The following is an 18,336-nucleotide window of genomic DNA, read 5'->3' as shown; positions in this document are numbered from 1 at the left end:
ATAGGGTTGGGCCGCCTCAGGCCGACTTTCTCCGGAGGCTGCCCATCACCGCATCCAGTGCGCGGTCGATCAGCGCGCCCTGCTCCAGAGTGGCCAGACGTCCGCGGCGCATCTCATGAGCCAGTTCGGTGCGGGTTTTCTCGATGACCTTGAGCCCCATGCGGTTCACAAAAACAAAGCAATCGGCCTCTTCAATGACAGCTGAAAGCTTGCACCTGAAACTGGTACCGTTAACCAGCTTAAACTCTACCCAATGACCAATCTCGATGGTATCCACCTGGGTGACGTATTCCGCGATAGCGGCGTCTTCGAACTCCTGCTGTCGCTCAATAGCGCTTTTCTGGGTTGCTAGCGTCTCTTCCGGCTCGGTCATGGGCTCGGGATCGCGGGCCTCTGCCAGCGCATGGGCACGAAAAGCTTCGGTAAGCTCATGCTTGAGTTCCGACATCATGTCGTCAAGCCTGGTGGAGTTGTAGGACACTTCCTCAAGCCCTGCTCTGAGCGCCTTCAGCAGCCCGGGTACAACGCGCACCCACTGGTCACGTTCCTCATCTTCAAGATGAGGATGCAGGCACCAGATCAGGTCATCAACAACCCTGACTGCCTGGTTCCAGCGATGTTCAACGTCATTGCGAAGATAGGCCAGAAACATCACCCGGCTCCAGCCGTTGAACAGGATGTCCCGTATGGAATCAGGAACCCGATGGCGAGCCAGCTTTTCGGTGAGTAGTTGGTCAACGGTTTCCTGGGCTTTTTGCGATTTTATGCGCCCGCGCTCGGACTCCCGGGTTCTCTGCTCTACCAGCGAAGCTTTGCGGTTTTCCCTGGCCAGGAATTGGTCGAACTCCTCGCCGAGCTTTTCAAAAATAGTGACGTCGCCCTCGAACTCGTTGAGGATTCTCAGGACGATGGTATGGATCTGTTCGTAAAGTTTGTCCCGGGTCTTCTCGTCGCTGTCGCTCCAGCCAATGCCCGCCCGGGCCAGAGAGTTGAGAAGTTTCCGGGCAGGGTGGTTGGCCTTGCTGAAAAAGGTTTTATCCTTGATCACCACCTTCAGTATGGGGATTTGCAGGCGACTGATGAGCACCTGTATAGGGGCAGACAGATTATAATCATCGAGAATGAACTCGAAGAGCATGGAGACCAGGTTGATCAGGTCCTCATCCATCTCGTTCAGGGCGGGCTTTTTACCATCCTCGGTGCGGGTACCGCGAATAAGATGTTCGACAACCTCATGGAGATTGATAACCAGTGGTTCTCCAGCGCTCAGATTGCTGACACTGCCATAACTGACCGGTGCCTGGGGTAGCCCGGTCAGCAACTGTGCCAGTTCAGCACCGCCAACCACATGGAGAGCGGGATCGGCAGCCCGGGGAGCGCCGCCCTCGGCTCGTTGCTGGGCCAGCATTTGACGGATCTGTTCGAACAGGACCTCATCCTTGCGGCTCTCGTTCTCGTTCCATGCCGGCTGCTCTGGCTGCTTGGCGCTGACCTCTGCGGTCTGCGGAACCGCTTTGCGCTGGGCTTGTTCTCCGGTCTTGCCGTGAAAACGAAAATTGGGAATGATGCCTGCTTGGGCAAGAATGCGATTCGCTTCGTCCAGTAACATGCCGAGGTTGGATACCACGTACCGATCGAATTGTTTGAGCACGATCAGGCGTTCGCGAATCTGGATCTCGAGGGCCTGGGCAGCTTCCACAAATGCGCCACACAGATGTTCCGGGGAGAGCGGGTTAACCGGGTCGCTCTCACTGGCGTTGGCATAAACCTGGCTGAACCGCGCCTGAAGCTGGATTAAAGGGCCCTGAAAGTAAGCCCGGGATTTCGTGACCATGGCATTGAGCGCGACCTCTTCTTCCAGGTCGTCGTTATGAACCAGGGAAAGGCTATCAGCTGTTGGCTGGGTAGACTGGTCAGGTGCCGCCAGAGCTGCCGTTCTCGGTGGAAAGCTGAAAAGGTGGGCAACGGCCGACTGGAAGTGTTTTTCTATACCCTTGCGTTTGATCCTGATCTCGCGCATGGCTTCGAAATAGCGGTTCTGTTCGTTGTTACTGCGGGCATTATTTGCCAACTCAAACAACGAATCATCGACCGCATCAAAAGCGCCCTGAAGCAGATCGCCCAGCCCGGCTACCACCGTGTCACGAATCCGTACCAGTTCTGGTGACAAGACTGCCGCCGCTCCTGAGCTTTTACGCTCATGGAGATAATGTATGCCGGACTGCTTATTCATGACCGACTCCTGCTAACACCTCAACCGGATACATGACCGAGCTTACCTTGGTGTTTCTCATTTTTTTGGTAATTTACCGCAGAATAACATAACGAAACATAAACTCATGCTAATGAAATTACGAATTTTCGTAATAAAGTCAGGGCAGCTCACTGGCCGCCCTGGAATGGTTGCTTGCGATTGCTCGGGATGTCGACTGGCTGGCATTGCCTAGCTGACATAAACAGGGCCAATGCCCATGCTCCAGACAACCACGCTCATGGCCAGTAATCCGACGAACATGACCAGCCCTACGGTAAGAACCGATGAGGCAAACATGAAGCCGCGCTCCGGCGGGATCTTCATCAGGATGGGCAGGCCTTCATAGAGGAGATAGACGCTGTAGGTTACAGCTACCAGGCCGACCATCATGTTGATCCATACGTTCGGGTAAATGGCGATAACGCCGAGAAGGAAAACCGGGGTGGCGGTATAGGCAGCAAGAATAACGCCTCTTGGCTTGTCGTCCTTTACCTCGTAGGTAAGGGCGAAAAAGTCGATGAAGCGGCCGAGCAGGTAGATGCCGCCGAGCATGGCAACGTAGAGAAGGGCGCATAGCTGCAGTGCGCTGGTTTGGGTAAGCCGGATAACCTGGCCATCTCCGACCTGCCAGCCTACCTGTGTGGTGCCGTAGAAGCCTGCAACCGCGGGGATAAGGGCGAGTAGAAGAATGTGTCCGAGGTAAAGCATGCTGACCGTTTCGGTATCGTTGCGGATAGCTTCCCATTCGCGATCAGGGTGCGTCAGCAGCCCTAGTGTGTGGCCTAGACTCATGGATAAACTCCTGTTGTTATTATGGTGTTCTGGACTCAGTGTTGGTTGTTCTCCAGGGCAGGTCAAGCACAACAATCGAAATTTGATCTTTCTAGAAAACTATTTTTTAACAACAAAATGGAATTAGTGGCCGGGCTTGGTGCTCAGGAAATAAAGTTCCTTTTTTTGCGGCGGAGCTTGGGGTGGACAATGGCGGCCTTTACCACATTATCCTTGATCTGAAGCACTTCCACCCGGTGGCCATTGACCGTAAGGCAGACGTTCGTTTCCGGGATGCTTTCCAGGGTTTCGGTAATAAGCCCGTTCAGGGTTTTCGGGCCATCGGTAGGCAGTTTCCAGCCAAGGATTTTATTGATGGTCCTGACCGCTGCCGTTCCGTCGACGATGAAGGTCCCGTCTCCCTGCGGGATAACATCCGGGCTTGTGGCAGCGTAGTCGGTGGTGAACTCGCCCACGATCTCCTCAAGGATGTCTTCCAGCGTTGCGATGCCCAGAACGTCACCGTATTCATCTACCACAATACCGATGCGACGCTTGGCCTTCTGAAAATTGATCAGTTGGGTATTGAGAGGGGTACTTTCAGGTATAAAGTAGGGTTCCCGGCACAGCTGCAGGATCATGTCCTTGGTAATATCTTCCTGCATCAGAAGCTTTGATGTGTTGCGCAGGTGCAGCATGCCTTTGATATCGTTTATATCTCCCTTGAAAACGGGTAGGCGGGTGTGCTGACTGCTGCGAAGCTGGCGCAGAATGCCATCCATGTCATCCTCCAGATCAATGCCAGCGACCTCGTTTCGAGGCACCATGATGTCATTGACTGTCACTTTTTCCAGGTCAAGGATGCTGACCAGCATGTCCTTGTGTTTGCTGGGGATCAGCGCCCCTGCCTCGTTTACCAGCGTCCGGAGTTCTTCGCGGCTCAGGTGGTCATTGGCGACGTCGTTTGCTGAAACCCCGATCAGTTTCAGGATCATGCTGGTGAAGAGGTTGGCTGACCAGACGATAGGGTAAAGGATCTTGAGCAGCGGCCCCAGGATATGGCTTGCGGGGAACGCGATCTTCTCGGGGAACAGCGCGGCCAGTGTTTTTGGTGTTACTTCTGCAAAAACCAGGATGACAATCGTCAACAGGATGGTGGCGATGGCAATGCCGGCATCACCCCAGATGCGAATGGCTATGACCGTGGCAATGGACGACGCCAGGATATTGACGAAGTTGTTGCCGATCAGAATGACGCCAATCAGCTGGTCTGTGCGCTTGAGCAGATTGTTGGCGCGTCTGGCTCCTTTGTGGCCGGTCTTGGCAAGGTGTTTTAGCCGGTACCGGTTCAGCGACATCATGCCCGTTTCCGAGCTTGAGAAGAACGCGGAAAGGAAAATAAGAGCTACAAGTATGCTGAACAGCGCCGTGAGCGATGCCTCGTTCAAGAACCAGATCCTTATGTTGCAATAATGTAGCGAAAATAGGGCTGCGCAACCACAGTGTCAATGCTTGTGATGTTCAGGCGGCCTGTCGGAAAATGAGTTCGAGCACGAATTTGCTGCCATAGAACCCCAGCATGAGAAGCAGGCATCCGGCCAGGGTCCAGCGGCTGGCTGTGAGGCCTCGCCAGCCCTGGGTATGGCGGCCTACCAGAAGTGCCACGAACACAACCAGGGACATCAGTGAAAATATTGTTTTATGGGCAAGATGCTGGGCAAACAGGTCATTGACGAAGACTGCCCCGGTGGTGATGGCCAGCACCAACATGATCACGCCGGCCCAGACCATTTCGAAAAGCAGGGATTCCATGGTCTGGAGCGGCGGCAGATTGCGCACCAGCAGGCTGTTGTAATTGTGTTTCAGCTGGCGGTTTTGAATATAAAGAAGAACTGCCTGAGCAGCAGCCAGGGTAAACAGACTGTAGGCCGTCACCGAAAGCGCAATATGGGCCAGTACGCCCCAGTTGTCTTGGGCAATAAAGCGCGGCGGGGCCTGGAAAATGAGCGTGAAGACAATAGTCAGGGCTGCCCCCGGGTATACCCCAAGAAACAGGCTTTGCACTGGTTTGCGCAGGTTCAGCAGTAACAGCAGGGCGACAATCAGCCAGGAAATGATAATTGAGCTTTGAAAAAAGCCGAGATTAAAGGCACCCTGCGACCTCACGGTCTCCCAGATCAGGGCGCCATGGCTGGTCAGGGCAAGAAAGCCAACCAGGGTTACGACCCCAGCAGTGGTGTGGACTTTGCCGCGGAAACTGAGAGCCTGAAGGGCGGTTCCTACGCTATAAAGAAGAAGAGTGGTGACCGCGAGAATCAGGGTTCCCATGACATCCTTAACGCCAAATGACAGGTTGAGGGTAGCAGTGCGATGACTGAATTGACCGGGCCGGTCGTTTCAGGGCATTAGTCTGGGTATAATGTCTCGATTGTGCAACCGGAATCAACCGGTCCCCTCACTATCAGGGAGTGCTGAATAACGCCATGTTTGAAAACCTGACAGATCGACTGTCCGGCAGCCTGCGGAAGATATCAGGTCAGGCCCGGCTTACCGACGACAATATAAAGGATACCCTGCGTGAAGTGCGCATGGCCCTGCTCGAGGCTGACGTCGCGTTGCCCGTGGTCAAGGAATTCATTGAGGGTGTCCGGGAGCGCGCCATTGGTCAGGAGGTCATGCGCAGCCTGACGCCGGGCCAGGTCTTCGTCCGCGTGGTTCAGGAAGAGCTCGAGCGTGTCATGGGCTCCGGCAATGAAGGCCTTAACCTGGCGGTCCGACCACCAGCGGTGATCATGATGGCCGGTCTGCAGGGGGCCGGTAAGACCACGACGGTGGCAAAGCTGGCCCGCTTCCTCAAGGAGCGTCAGAAAAAATCGGTGCTGGTAGTCAGTGCCGACGTCTACCGTCCAGCGGCAATCCGTCAGCTTGAAACCCTGGCCGGTGAAGTGGGAGTCCATTTCCACCCGAGTTCTGCCGATGAAGACCCGGTTGCGATTGCCGAAGGCGCCATGGACGCTGCCCGCAAGAAACATATCGATGTGGTGATTCTTGATACTGCCGGCCGGCTGCACGTCGATGAGCAGATGATGGGTGAGATTGGCCGTCTGCATAAGGCGGTCAACCCGGCTGAGACCCTGTTCGTGGTCGATGCCATGACGGGCCAGGATGCCGCCAATACTGCCAAGGCCTTCAATGACGCCTTGCCGCTCACGGGTGTCGTGCTGACCAAGACCGATGGCGATGCCCGTGGCGGCGCGGCCCTGTCCGTTCGTCATATAACGGGCAAGCCGATCAAGTTTCTCGGGGTTGGGGAAAAGGTCGATGCCCTTGAGCCCTTCCATCCGGACCGGGTTGCCTCCCGCATACTGGGAATGGGTGATGTGCTGTCTCTTATTGAAGAGGCAGAACGCAAGATCGACAAGCAGAAAGCGGACAAGCTCACCCGAAAAATCAAGAAGGGCAAGAGTTTTGACCTTGAGGACTTCCGGGATCAGCTCCAGCAAATGAAGAACATGGGTGGCGTAGGTGGCCTGCTGGACAAGTTGCCGGGCATGGGTCAGATGTCCCAGATGGCCCAGCAGCAGGTTAATGATAAGAGCATGGGGCAGTTGGAAGCCATCATCTGCTCCATGACGCCGAAGGAGCGCCGCTACCCCGATGTGATCAACAACTCCCGCAAGCGGAGGATAGCCACGGGCTCGGGTACCCAGATCCAGGACGTCAACCGTTTGCTGAAGCAGCACAAGCAGATGCAGAAAATGATGAAGAAGTTCAGTAAAAAGGGCGGAATGGCGAATATGATGCGCGGCATGCAGGGCATGATGCCGCCCGGTGGAGGCGGAAAGCCGCCATTCGGCGGTATGTAGAAACCAGCACAGATTCGCTGTTTTCTTCAGGGCAGATTTAGCATAGAATAGCGCCCCTTTCGAGTATGGGTCTTCACGCCGGCCAGTATGGGCGGGGTGAATCGTACAAAAGTTCGCTCAACAGAACAGGATATTGGTCGAAATGGTAACAATCCGTTTGGCTCGTGGTGGCTCCAAGAAGCGCCCGTTCTACCATCTGACAGTCACTGACAGCCGCAAAGCTCGCGACGGCCGTTTCATTGAACGTGTTGGTTTCTTTAACCCGATTGCACGTGGCCAGGAAGAGCGCCTGCGCGTCGACCGTGAGCGCGTTGAGTTCTGGCTGGGCCAGGGCGCACAGCCCAGCGAGCGCGTTGCCCAGTTGCTGAAAGCAACTGCAGAGTAAGACTGATACTACATACCAAGAGCAAGGCTGATCCGAACCGGGGTACAGGCATGACACAGGGTTCACAGGAAACTGTGGTAGGCCGGATAACCGCGGTGTTTGGGATCAAGGGGTGGTTGAAGGTGTATTCTTACACCGCGCCCCTGGACGGCATACTGAATTACCGGAACTGGACCGCGGTCTTTGAAGGTAAGCGGGTGCCGGTCAAGCTCGAGGAGGGGCGCAGGCATGGCCCCGGGATCGTCGTAAAGCTCAAGGGCGTTGACGATCGCAACACAGCAATGACTTATTGTGGTGCCGACATTGTCGTACCCACGAGTGATCTGCCCGAGTTGCCTGAAGGCGAATTCTACTGGCACCAGCTTGAAGGCCTGCGAGTAGAATCTGTCGAAGGAGAAGTGTTTGGCAAGGTGGACCACCTGATCGAAACGGGCGCCAATGACGTGTTTATCGTCAGGGCCACGGACGACTCCATTGATCAGCGGGAGCGGTTAATTCCGTATCTGCCTGATCAGGTTGTCAAGTCTGTTGATCTGGCTGCGGAGCTGATCGTGGTCGATTGGGATCCGGAGTTCTGATTGGTGTGGATCGGGGCTGTTAGCCTGTTTCCGGAAATGTTCGGGGCAGTGACCGAGGTAGGGATTACCGGCAGGGCCGTAAGAGAGGGCCTGCTGAGTTTTCAGAGCTGGAATCCGAGGGATTTCACCCATGACCGGCACCGCACCGTGGATGACCGCCCCTACGGCGGCGGCCCGGGCATGCTGATGAAGATCCAGCCCCTTCGCGATGCCATCCATGCGGCGCGAGAGGCAGCCCCAGGCCCGGCTTGCGTCGTTTATCTGACGCCGCAGGGTGAAACGCTGAATCAGAGTCTTGTTGAAACTCTGGCAGCTGAAGAAAATCTTATCCTCGTGGCCGGGCGTTATGAGGGCGTGGATGAGCGCCTGATTGCGACCGAGGTCGACCGGGAAGTGTCACTGGGGGATTTCGTTCTTTCCGGTGGCGAGTTGGCAGCCATGGCTGTCATTGATGCGGTTACCCGCCTCATCCCCGGAGCGCTGGGTCATGCGCAATCGGCAGAGCAGGACTCCTTTGCCGATGGTTTGCTGGATTGTCCGCATTACACCCGGCCCGAAGTTTACGAAGGCCAGAGAGTGCCGGACATTTTGTTAGGCGGTCACCATGATCAGATCCGGCGTTGGCGGCTCAAAGAGTCTCTGAGGCGAACCCGGGAGCGTCGTCCCGACCTGCTGAAAAAGCGGGTGTTTACGGACGAAGAACGTGAGCTGCTGGAAGATAGTTTTAATGAACCGGGTGCCTCTGAAAAATCAGGGCATTAAAAGATTGAGTATCAGGAGCATACGATGAGCGGCAAGAACAACATCATCAGTCAGATTGAAAACGAGCAAATGACCCGGGAAATTCCGGCATTTGCGCCAGGCGATACCGTTGTTGTCCAGGTACGTGTTACCGAAGGCAACCGTGAACGTCTACAGGCGTTTGAAGGCGTGGTGATCGGCAAGCGTAACCGTGGTTTGAATTCTTCGGTCACCGTGCGCAAGATTTCCTACGGTGTTGGTGTTGAGCGGACTTTCCAGACTCACAGCACGCTGATCGAGAGCATTCAGGTCAAGCGCCGCGGCGATGTACGCCAAGCCAAGCTGTACTACCTTCGCGACCTGTCCGGTAAGGCAGCGCGCATCAAGGAAAAGCTGGGCTAAACTGCTGTCAGTCAGCAGGATTGATGTCTGTGTGCAGCAACATCCGGCACAGCGCAAAAAGGCAGCCACAGGCTGCCTTTTTTTTGCCATTATGGAACGGTTCGCTCTAGCGGGTTTGAACTACAGTGAATCAAAACCAGGTCAGACGCATCAGTAAATTGCCGTGAATAAAGAACATCCCTGTCCCGACGACCAGCAGCTGATAGTCCGGTTTCTGGATGCGCTCTGGCTTGAGGATGGCCTTGGCGAGAAAACTCGCAGTGCTTACCGCAGCGATCTGGTTCAGTTGTCGCGCTGGCTGGGGGAGAAACCCCTGTCTCCCAGGTTGATTTCGGTGACACGGGGTGACCTTCTTGACTGGATTTCCCAGGGTCTTATGGAGGGGCGAAAAACGTCGACCGCTGCCCGTCGGTTGTCCGGAGTCCGTCGCTTTTACCGATATCTTCTTCGTGAGGGTCTCATTGTTGAAGACCCGACGCTGAGAATCGATAGCCCCAGGCTGGTCCGAAGGCTGCCTGATTCCCTTTCGGAGCAGGATGTGGAAGCCCTGCTTCGGGAACCCGACACCGACGTCCCTCTTGAGCTGCGAGACCGGGCAATGCTTGAAATTCTGTATGGCTGCGGCCTGCGCGTTACCGAGCTGGTGTCCCTGAGAGTAGATCAGGTAAACATGCGCCAGGGGGTTGTCCGGGTTGTGGGCAAGGGCAACAAGGAGCGGATGATCCCGCTCGGGGAAGAGGCGGTGGACTGGCTGTTCAGTTATCTGCGGATGGGACGCTCAGAGCTATTGCGGGGCAAGGCGTCCGATGCACTTTTTCCAGGCAACCGGCCGGAACCGATGACCCGTCAGACTTTCTGGTACCGAGTCAAACTTTATGCCAGGCGGGCTGGCATCACGAAAAAGCTCTCGCCCCACACCCTGCGGCATGCATTTGCAACGCACCTGCTGAACCATGGTGCTGACTTGAGGGTGGTGCAAATGCTTTTAGGTCACTCGGACCTGTCCACCACCCAGATTTACACACATGTGGCGCGACAGCGCTTGCAGTCCTTGCATCAAGCCCATCATCCTCGAGGTTAGCTGCGCCGGGACTTGACTGAACTTTTGCAGACAAGGGGGGTCCGATACCGAACGGTGTTGGTTACTGGCAGCTGCTGATGATGGTGACTGACCAACGCTCTGCCATGACAACCGCTCTTCTAATGACAACAGGAAAGCCCATGACTTATAGATTAGTTTGCCGAACTCTATTGATTGCCCTGGTTACCCTAGGTACGTCCGGGGTAGCGTCCCTGGCAGTGGCCGAGGAAGAGAAAAGTGCCCAGCAAACGATCCGGGAGCGTATTTCCGAACGCGTGCCGGGGCTGACTATTACAGGAGTTCGGCCTTCACCTGCCGCTGGCCTGTATGAGGTTGTGACCTCTACGGGGGAAACAATCTACGCCACCGAAACCGGCGAGTATCTGTTAACCGGCGATATGCTCCAGCTAACCGAAACCGGAATCGCCAATGTCAGCGAAGCAGGCCGGTCCGACAGACGGGTGGAAACACTGCAGGCGTTCGGCGACGAGGGACTTATCACTTATCCGGCGAAAGGTCAGCAGAAAGCGGAAGTGGCTGTGTTCACCGACATCGACTGTCCCTATTGCCGCAAGCTTCACGATGAGATGGAACGTATGAATGCCCACGGCATTACGGTGCATTACTATGGGTTTCCCCGTTCCGGACCCAATACGCCGTCCTTCGCCAAGTATGAATCGGTCTGGTGTGCCGACGACCAGCAGTCAGCAATGGACGCCGCGAAGCAGGGCAGGAATGTAGAGTCCCTTTCCTGTGAAAATCCTGTTGGTGAGCAGTTTGAACTTGGGGGTGAAGTCGGCGTTACCGGAACCCCGGCCATTGTTCTCGAGGATGGCGATATGGTTCGCGGTTATGTGCCTGCCGACGAGTTGGCCCGCAGACTTGGTTTGCTTTAAAGCCGACTGCGCTGGCATGGGCGTTTTTTTAGATGACCAAACGGTATATTATGCCGGCGCATAGTCATTTTTCTGAAACAGGGGTGTACGTGTGAAAGAGGTCAGGGTTGGAATCTGCGGGTTGGGGACGGTAGGCGGTGGCACCTTTCGGGTACTGGCCCGTAACGCCAGCCTGATTGCCGGACGTGCCGGGTGTCAGATTCGGGTTGCCCGTGTGGCCACCCGTACCCCCAAGGAAGAGTTCGATCTGGGCGATATACCGTTCAGCACGGACGTTTTTGATGTGGCCACTGACCCTGACATCGATGTCGTGGTTGAGCTCATCGGAGGTTACGACACCGCCAAGGAGCTGGTATTTGCGGCCATCCGCAACGGCAAGCACGTAGTGACCGCCAATAAGGCGCTGATAGCTGTCCATGGCAACGAGATTTTTGCCGAAGCTGAAAAACACAATGTGATTGTTGCCTACGAGGCCGGGGTTGCCGGCGGCATCCCGGTGATTAAGGCCATTCGTGAAGGTATGGCGGCAAACCGGATTGACTGGATTGCGGGCATCATCAACGGCACCGGTAATTATATCCTCACTGAAATGCGGGCAGGACGTGAGTTTGATGAGGTGCTCCGTGAAGCCCAGGCACTGGGCTATGCTGAAGCCGACCCCACCTTCGATGTGGAGGGCATCGATGCCGCCCACAAACTGACCATCCTTGCGTCGGCGGGCTTTGGGGTGCCCCTGCAGTTCGAGCATGCCTACACCGAAGGCATTGCCAATGTAACGCCTTACGATATTGCCCACGCTGAACTGCTGGGTTACCGGATCAAGCACCTGGGCATTGCCAGGCGCCGTGACAACGGAATCGAGCTGAGGGTGCATCCGACCCTGGTACCCCGCAGTCATCTTATTGCCCAGGTCGATGGGGTGCTGAACGCCATCCTGGTCGACGGCGACGCCGTCGGCCAGACCATGTACTACGGACCGGGCGCAGGCGACGAGGCGACTGCTTCGGCCGTCATTGCTGACATCGTTGACGTGGCCCGTACCGTTCTGTGCGGCAACAGCCAGCGGGTTCCCTACCTCGGCTTCAACCCGTCCGCAATGGAAACCCTTGAGGTGCTGCCCATGGAAGACGTGCAGTCGGCCTACTACCTGCGCATACAGGCTCTTGACCGACCGGGTGTTCTGGCTAATGTAGCGTCTATTCTGAGCGAGCACGGTATCAACATCGAGTCGATCATGCAGAAAGAGTCCGAGCTGCAGGATGGCAAGATTCCGGTCATTATCCTGACCCATACAGTGCAGGAACGTCAGATTAACCGAGCCATCGAAGACCTTGAAGCCCTCGCCGACATTGAAGGCCAGGTAGTCCGCATTCGGGCAGAAAACTTTAATTAATCTATCGGTTAACAGGAACATACGGTGAGATACATCAGCACACGCGGCAAGGCGCCGGCCCTGGGGTTTGAAGATGTTCTGCTGACAGGACTGGCGACGGACGGCGGCCTCTATGTGCCCGAATCCCTGCCTCACTTCAGTCTGGAAGAGATCAGAAGCTGGCGGGGTCTGTCCTACAGTGAGTTGGCATTCAAGGTGATGTATCCGTTTGTGGAAGACGCAGTGCCGGCGGACGACTTCAGGTCCATGCTTGATGACACCTACCAGGTGTTTGCCCATGACGCAGTCGCCCCCCTTGTGCAGCTTGATACCAACGAGTGGGTGATGGAGTTGTTCCGCGGCCCGACCCTGGCATTCAAGGATTTTGCCCTGCAGTTGTTGGGCAGGCTGCTTGATTATGTGCTTGAGAAGCGTAATCAGCATGTTGTCATTATGGGTGCCACGTCCGGAGACACAGGTTCAGCCGCTATTGAAGGCTGTCGCAAGTGCAAGCACGTGGACATCTTCATTCTTCATCCCCACGAGCGGGTGTCGGAAGTCCAGCGCCGGCAGATGACCACCGTAACCGGCGACAACATTCACAATATCGCCATCCGCGGCAACTTTGACGACTGTCAGCGTATGGTCAAGGCCAGCTTTGGGGACCAGTCCTTCCTGGGTGGCAAGACCCAGCTGGCGGCGGTGAACTCGATCAACTGGGCGCGCATCATGGCCCAGATTGTCTACTATTTTCACGCCTCGCTTGCCCTTGGTGGGCCGGACAGGAGCATGGCCTTCTCTGTTCCCACCGGTAACTTTGGTGATATTTTCGCAGGCTATCTGGCCCGACAGATGGGGCTTCCCATCAGTCAGCTTGTGATCGCAACCAATCGTAATGACATTCTTCACCGTTTCCTGAGCGGCAACCGCTACGAACAGCACCAGCTCGAGCATACGATTTCGCCCAGCATGGACATCATGGTGTCGAGCAACTTTGAGCGCCTGCTTTTTGACCTTCTTGGCAGGAATGGTGATGAGGTCAGGTCGCTGCTGGAGGAGGCCCAGTCAGGGCCGGTCAGCATTGAAGATTACCGCTGGAAGCACATGCGCAAACTGTTCGACAGCGCCGCCATTGATGATGACACTACCTGCGCGATGATTCGCGAGATATTCGAGCACAACGAATACCTGCTTGATCCCCATACCGCGATCGGGGTCAAGGCTGCCAGGCTGTGCCGGCGCGACAAGGCGGTTCCGATGATCACCCTCGGCACCGCTCACCCGGCCAAGTTCCCTGATGCGGTGGCCCGTTCCGGCGTCGTGTCCCAGCCGTCCCTGCCCAAGCACCTGTCGGATCTGTTTGAGCGCGAGGAGCGTTTTACCGTACTCGATCACGACCTGAAGACCGTCCAGCAATTCATGGCGGAACACTGGAAACATGCCTGAGAGTCTGAGCCCTGAATGATCAACCCCCGCAAGATTCTACGCCGGGCGGTTCCTGACGCTGTTACACACTGGGGCGGGCGACTGCCTGATCTGCTTCGGCGGCTCTATGCGGCTCGTGGCGTCACTTCCGAGGATCAGCTCAGTTACACCCTGAAGCACCTGGCGTCACCCATGGACCTGCGTGGCATTGAACATGCTGTGGAGTTGATGGCCCAGGCCATTGCCAGCCAACAGCGGGTAATGATTCTGGGTGATTTCGACGCCGACGGCGCCACCAGTACCGCCGTTGCCATGCTCGGTCTCTCGATGCTGGGCCTACAAAATATCGACTTCCGGGTTCCCAGCCGGTTTTCAGATGGCTATGGCCTGACTCCGGGTATTATCGACCGCCTCCAGGCCGAGGGAAATATCCCGGATCTGCTGATCACGGTAGATAATGGCATCGCCGCAGTGGATGGCGTGCGGGCAGCCCGTGCGCTGGGGATCCGGGTTGTGGTGACCGACCACCACCTGCCTGGTGAAACCCTCCCGGACGCGGACGCTATTGTTAACCCAAATCAGCGAGGCTGTGACTTTCTGAGTAAGAACGCAGCCGGGGTGGGGGTAATGTTCTATGTGCTCACGGCCCTCCGGCGCCATCTCCGCGAAAGCGGCCAGATGACCGAAGCCCAGCAGCCGAACCTGGGTGTTCTGCTGGACCTGGTCGCCCTGGGCACTGTAGCGGATGTGGTGCCGCTGGATCATAACAACCGGATTTTCGTAGAGCAGGGCCTCAGACGCATCCGCCGAGGTGAAGCCAGGCCGGGCATACTGGCCTTGCTGGAAGTTGCCGGTCGCGACCATCAGGTTATATCAGCTGCTGATCTCGGCTTCGTGGTCGGGCCCCGGCTGAATGCTGCGGGCAGGCTGGATGACATGGGAGTGGGCATAGCCTGTCTTCTGGCAGACTCGCCGGACGAAGCCCGCCGCCTGGCGGTTGAGCTGGACAGCCTGAACCGGGAAAGACGAAGTATAGAAACCGGCATGAAAGCCCAGGCCCAGGATCTGCTGGCTTCCCTGGCGCTGGATCTGGAGGGCCTGCCCTGGGGGCTGGCTTTGTTCGACCCGGATTGGCATCAGGGCGTGATCGGGATTCTGGCAGCCAGGCTACGGGAGCAGACCCACCGGCCGGTTATCGCCTTTGCTCCGGGTGAAGGTGGTACCGAGCTGAAAGGGTCGGCCCGGTCTATCCCCGGCCTGCACATCCGGGATGTACTTGCATCGGTTGACGCCCACCACCCGGGCCTGCTGAAAAAATACGGTGGCCATGCAATGGCGGCCGGCATGACCATAGCGCCTGACGATCTGGACCTTTTCTGTCAGGCATTCGATCTGGCCGTGCGGGCCGCCGTGACGGCAGAAGACCTGGAAGCGGCAATCACAACCGACGGCGAACTTGCTGCCCACGAGCTCTGCCTGGAGACAGCGTCGCTGCTGCGCAGGGCTGGCCCCTGGGGGCAACATTTCCCAGAGCCCCTGTTTGACGGCGAGTTCGATGTCCTCCGCCAGCGCATAGTGGGCGAAAACCATCTCAAGCTGGTGCTGAGACCTCGCAATGGTGGCGAGATACTCGATGGCATAGCCTTCAACACGGGGGCGAGTGTGCCCGACTTTACCCGTACCGGAGCGCGGGTGGTCTATAAACCCGATGCCAATACATTCCGTGGCAAGACCAGTCTCCAACTGCTTATTGACTACCTGGAGCCGGCCTGAAGGCTGGGAACCCTGCATTTCAAACGACGGCTGATTTACCGCTGGGTTTTCGGTAAAATGCCGCGTTCTATCAGTTCGTTCGGTTCGTCACATTCTTTGTAAGACGAACGCCACCATTTCGAAATCGTGAGAAGCTGTTGCATGGAAATCAATCCGATTGTGATGACAATTAAAGACCTGCGTGAGCGCACCAATGCGCTTAGGGGGTATCTTTGACTACGATCAGCGCAGTGAGCGTCTGGTCGAAGTAGAGCGGGAGCTCGAAGACTCTAAAGTCTGGGAGGATCCGGAGCGGGCCCAGGCGCTGGGCAAGGAAAGGTCCGACCTTGAGCTGATCGTCAGAACCATCGACAACCTGACCTCCGGACTGGACGACGCCGAAGGTCTGCTGGATATCGCTGCGGAAGAAAACGACCAGGCTACTGCCGACGAAATCGTGGCTGACCTGGAAAGCCTCGACGCCGAGCTCGAAAAACTGGAATTCCGCAGGATGTTTTCCGGCGATATGGATGCCAACAATGCCTATCTTGATATCCAGGCAGGCTCTGGTGGTACCGAAGCCCAGGACTGGGCCGAGATGCTATTGCGCATGTACCTGCGGTGGGGCGAGCGCAGGGGCTTCAAGACCGGCATTGTAGAGCTTCAGGAAGGGGATGTCGCAGGCGTGAAAAGTGCCACCATCCATTTCCAGGGTGATTACGCCTACGGCTGGCTGCGGACAGAAACCGGTGTCCATCGCCTGGTACGTAAATCGCCGTTCGATTCCGGCAATCGCCGACATACGTCTTTCTCTTCAGTATTCGTATCGCCTGAGGTTGACGACAGTTTCGAAATCGAGATAAATCCGGCAGATCTACGGGTCGACGTCTACCGGGCATCCGGTGCCGGTGGCCAGCATGTAAACAGGACCGAATCGGCAGTAAGGCTTACCCACAATCCGACAGGGATTGTGGTGGCCTGCCAGGCCGGGCGCAGCCAGCATCAGAACAAGGACCAGGCCATGAAACAGCTCAAGGCCAAACTGTTCGAGCACGAAATGCAGAAGCGGAACGCCGAGAAGCAGCTGATGGAAGACTCCAAGTCTGATATCGGCTGGGGCAGCCAGATCCGGTCCTATGTTCTGGATGACAGCCGTATCAAAGACCTGCGGACCAAGGTTGAGACCAGCAATACCCAGGCCGTGCTGGATGGGGACATCGACAAGTTTATCGAAGCCAGCCTGAAAATGGCGCTTTGAGAAGGCAGACCTTCAACCGATCTAAATCTAGCGAGACACCATGACCGACCATACGCCGAACGCTGCGCAGCAGGACGAAAACAAGCTGATTGCTGAGCGCCGTGCCAAACTGGCTGAACTGCGGCAGCAGGGTAATCCCTTTCCCAACGATTTTCGTCGCGACGCCACCGCCTCGCAGTTGCAGTCCCAATACGGTGACAAGAGCAAGGAAGAATTGGCTGAGTTGCAGATAACCGTAGCGGTGGCAGGTCGGATGATGCTGGACCGGAAGGCATTCAAGGTGGTCCAGGACATGACTGGACGGATTCAGGTCTACGCCACCAAGGATGTCCAGAAAAGCACCCGGCATTGGGACCTCGGTGATGTGATCGGCGTGCGGGGAATCCTCTGCAAGTCCGGCAAGGGCGATCTTTATGTCTCCATGGACGAGTACGTGCTGCTCACCAAGTCCCTGCGTCCTTTGCCTGAAAAACACAAAGGCCTGACCGATACCGAGGCCCGGTACCGCCAGCGCTACGTGGATCTGATGGTGAATGAAGATACCCGTCGGGTCTTCCACGCCCGCTCGAAAATCATCAACTGCATCCGCAATTTCTTCACCGAGCGGGATTTCATGGAAGTCGAAACGCCCATGTTGCAGGTGATTCCCGGCGGCGCCACCGCACGTCCGTTCGTTACGCACCACAATGCCCTCGGCATCGACATGTATCTGCGAATCGCCCCGGAGCTCTATCTTAAGCGGCTGGTAGTAGGCGGATTTGAGCGCGTTTTCGAGATTAACCGGAATTTCAGGAATGAAGGTCTGTCCACCCGGCATAACCCGGAATTCACCATGCTGGAGTTCTACCAGGCCTACGCTGACTACAACGACCTGATGGATCTGACCGAAGCGATGTTGCGGGAAACCGCTGAATCAGTGCTGGGTACGACCACAGTGGTCAACACCCGACTCAAAGCTGACGGTGAAGTCGATACCATCGAGTATGACTTCGGCAAGCCTTTCGCCCGGCTGACGGTGGTTGAATCCATTCTCAAGTACAATCCTGACCTTACTGAGCACCAGGTCACTGATGACGCCGCCGCACGCCTGCTGGCAAAGGAACTCGGCATCGCCCTCAAGGACGCCTGGGGGCTTGGCAGAATCCAGGTGGAAATCTTCGATAAAACCGTCGAACACCGACTGCTCCAGCCTACGTTCATCACGGAATACCCCACGGAAGTGTCGCCCCTGGCGCGACGCAAAGACAGCGATCCGTTTGTGACCGAGCGGTTTGAGTTCTTCGTGGGCGGCCGGGAAATCGCCAACGGGTTCTCTGAGCTGAATGATGCCGAGGACCAGGCCGAGCGTTTTCGCGAGCAGGTCGCCGAAAAAGAAGCGGGCGACGATGAGGCCATGTTCTACGATGAGGACTACGTCACGGCCCTGGAATACGGCCTGCCACCCACCGCAGGCGAGGGTATCGGAATCGACCGCCTTGCCATGCTGTTGACCGACTCAGCCTCTATTCGCGATGTGATCCTGTTCCCGGCCATGCGTCCAGAGCATCGATAGGCT

General features: G+C 56.6%; 16 protein-coding genes. 12 read left to right on the top strand and 4 right to left on the bottom strand.

Going from position 1 to position 18,336, the window contains the following annotated elements:
* Positions 1 to 16: 16 nt before the first annotated feature.
* The 4 genes from G7W63_RS00710 to G7W63_RS00695 form a co-directional block, all read right to left on the bottom strand.
* On the bottom strand, positions 17 to 2,233 hold the full coding sequence (locus G7W63_RS00710; RefSeq protein ID WP_166251617.1) for a DUF1631 domain-containing protein: 2,217 nt from the start codon (positions 2,231 to 2,233) through the stop codon (positions 17 to 19).
* A 210-nt stretch (positions 2,234 to 2,443) separates the two neighbouring features.
* Positions 2,444 to 3,046: a Yip1 family protein gene (locus G7W63_RS00705; RefSeq protein ID WP_166251615.1), complete on the bottom strand. Its 603-nt coding sequence runs from the start codon at positions 3,044 to 3,046 to the stop codon at positions 2,444 to 2,446.
* Between the two features lie 143 nt (positions 3,047 to 3,189).
* Positions 3,190 to 4,473 carry an HlyC/CorC family transporter gene (locus tag G7W63_RS00700; protein ID WP_166251612.1) on the bottom strand — a complete coding sequence of 428 codons (1,284 nt, stop codon included), beginning with the start codon at positions 4,471 to 4,473 and terminating at the stop codon, positions 3,190 to 3,192.
* Positions 4,474 to 4,546: 73 nt separating this feature from the next.
* Positions 4,547 to 5,353 (bottom strand): cytochrome C assembly family protein, encoded by an 807-nt coding sequence (locus G7W63_RS00695; RefSeq protein ID WP_166251609.1) that lies wholly within the window; start codon positions 5,351 to 5,353, stop codon positions 4,547 to 4,549.
* Positions 5,354 to 5,508: 155 nt separating this feature from the next.
* Between G7W63_RS00695 and ffh the strand changes: the two genes are divergently transcribed.
* From ffh to lysS, 12 genes are all read left to right on the top strand, one after another.
* Positions 5,509 to 6,891 (top strand): signal recognition particle protein, encoded by a 1,383-nt coding sequence (ffh, locus tag G7W63_RS00690; RefSeq protein ID WP_166251606.1) that lies wholly within the window; start codon positions 5,509 to 5,511, stop codon positions 6,889 to 6,891.
* Between the two features lie 142 nt (positions 6,892 to 7,033).
* Entirely contained in the window at positions 7,034 to 7,276 is a 243-nt protein-coding gene (rpsP, locus tag G7W63_RS00685; protein WP_166251603.1) for a 30S ribosomal protein S16, read from the top strand.
* A gap of 50 nt (positions 7,277 to 7,326) precedes the next feature.
* Positions 7,327 to 7,854: a ribosome maturation factor RimM gene (gene rimM / locus G7W63_RS00680; protein WP_166251601.1), complete on the top strand. Its 528-nt coding sequence runs from the start codon at positions 7,327 to 7,329 to the stop codon at positions 7,852 to 7,854.
* A gap of 3 nt (positions 7,855 to 7,857) precedes the next feature.
* Positions 7,858 to 8,616, top strand: coding sequence for a tRNA (guanosine(37)-N1)-methyltransferase TrmD (gene trmD / locus G7W63_RS00675; protein WP_166252027.1), 759 nt, complete (start codon positions 7,858 to 7,860; stop codon positions 8,614 to 8,616).
* A gap of 24 nt (positions 8,617 to 8,640) precedes the next feature.
* On the top strand, positions 8,641 to 8,997 hold the full coding sequence (rplS, locus tag G7W63_RS00670) for a 50S ribosomal protein L19 (RefSeq protein ID WP_166251598.1): 357 nt from the start codon (positions 8,641 to 8,643) through the stop codon (positions 8,995 to 8,997).
* Between the two features lie 163 nt (positions 8,998 to 9,160).
* A complete protein-coding gene (gene xerD / locus G7W63_RS00665) occupies positions 9,161 to 10,078 on the top strand; it encodes a site-specific tyrosine recombinase XerD (RefSeq protein WP_242634264.1) in 918 nt (305 codons plus the stop codon).
* 140 nt (positions 10,079 to 10,218) lie between these two features.
* A complete protein-coding gene (locus tag G7W63_RS00660; RefSeq protein WP_166251595.1) occupies positions 10,219 to 10,974 on the top strand; it encodes a thioredoxin fold domain-containing protein in 756 nt (251 codons plus the stop codon).
* A gap of 91 nt (positions 10,975 to 11,065) precedes the next feature.
* Positions 11,066 to 12,367, top strand: coding sequence for a homoserine dehydrogenase (locus tag G7W63_RS00655; RefSeq protein ID WP_166251592.1), 1,302 nt, complete (start codon positions 11,066 to 11,068; stop codon positions 12,365 to 12,367).
* A 24-nt stretch (positions 12,368 to 12,391) separates the two neighbouring features.
* Entirely contained in the window at positions 12,392 to 13,792 is a 1,401-nt protein-coding gene (gene thrC / locus G7W63_RS00650; RefSeq protein WP_166251589.1) for a threonine synthase, read from the top strand.
* A gap of 15 nt (positions 13,793 to 13,807) precedes the next feature.
* Positions 13,808 to 15,544 (top strand): single-stranded-DNA-specific exonuclease RecJ, encoded by a 1,737-nt coding sequence (gene recJ / locus G7W63_RS00645; protein ID WP_242634263.1) that lies wholly within the window; start codon positions 13,808 to 13,810, stop codon positions 15,542 to 15,544.
* Positions 15,545 to 15,685: 141 nt separating this feature from the next.
* Positions 15,686 to 16,781, top strand: a protein-coding gene (gene prfB / locus G7W63_RS00640) for a peptide chain release factor 2 (RefSeq protein WP_166251586.1) whose coding sequence is annotated in 2 segments (ribosomal slippage) — positions 15,686 to 15,757 and positions 15,759 to 16,781 — 1,095 coding nt in all. Because the reading frame shifts where the segments join, the coding sequence is not laid out codon by codon here.
* A 40-nt stretch (positions 16,782 to 16,821) separates the two neighbouring features.
* The gene (gene lysS / locus G7W63_RS00635; protein WP_166251583.1) at positions 16,822 to 18,333 is read left to right on the top strand and encodes a lysine--tRNA ligase; all 1,512 of its coding nucleotides are present in this window, start codon (positions 16,822 to 16,824) and stop codon (positions 18,331 to 18,333) included.
* Positions 18,334 to 18,336 lie beyond the last annotated feature (3 nt).

The sequence above is a fragment of the Marinobacter salicampi genome (assembly GCF_011074795.1).
Lineage (GTDB): Bacteria > Pseudomonadota > Gammaproteobacteria > Pseudomonadales > Oleiphilaceae > Marinobacter > Marinobacter salicampi.
This window is presented reverse-complemented; position numbering and strand designations above follow the sequence as displayed.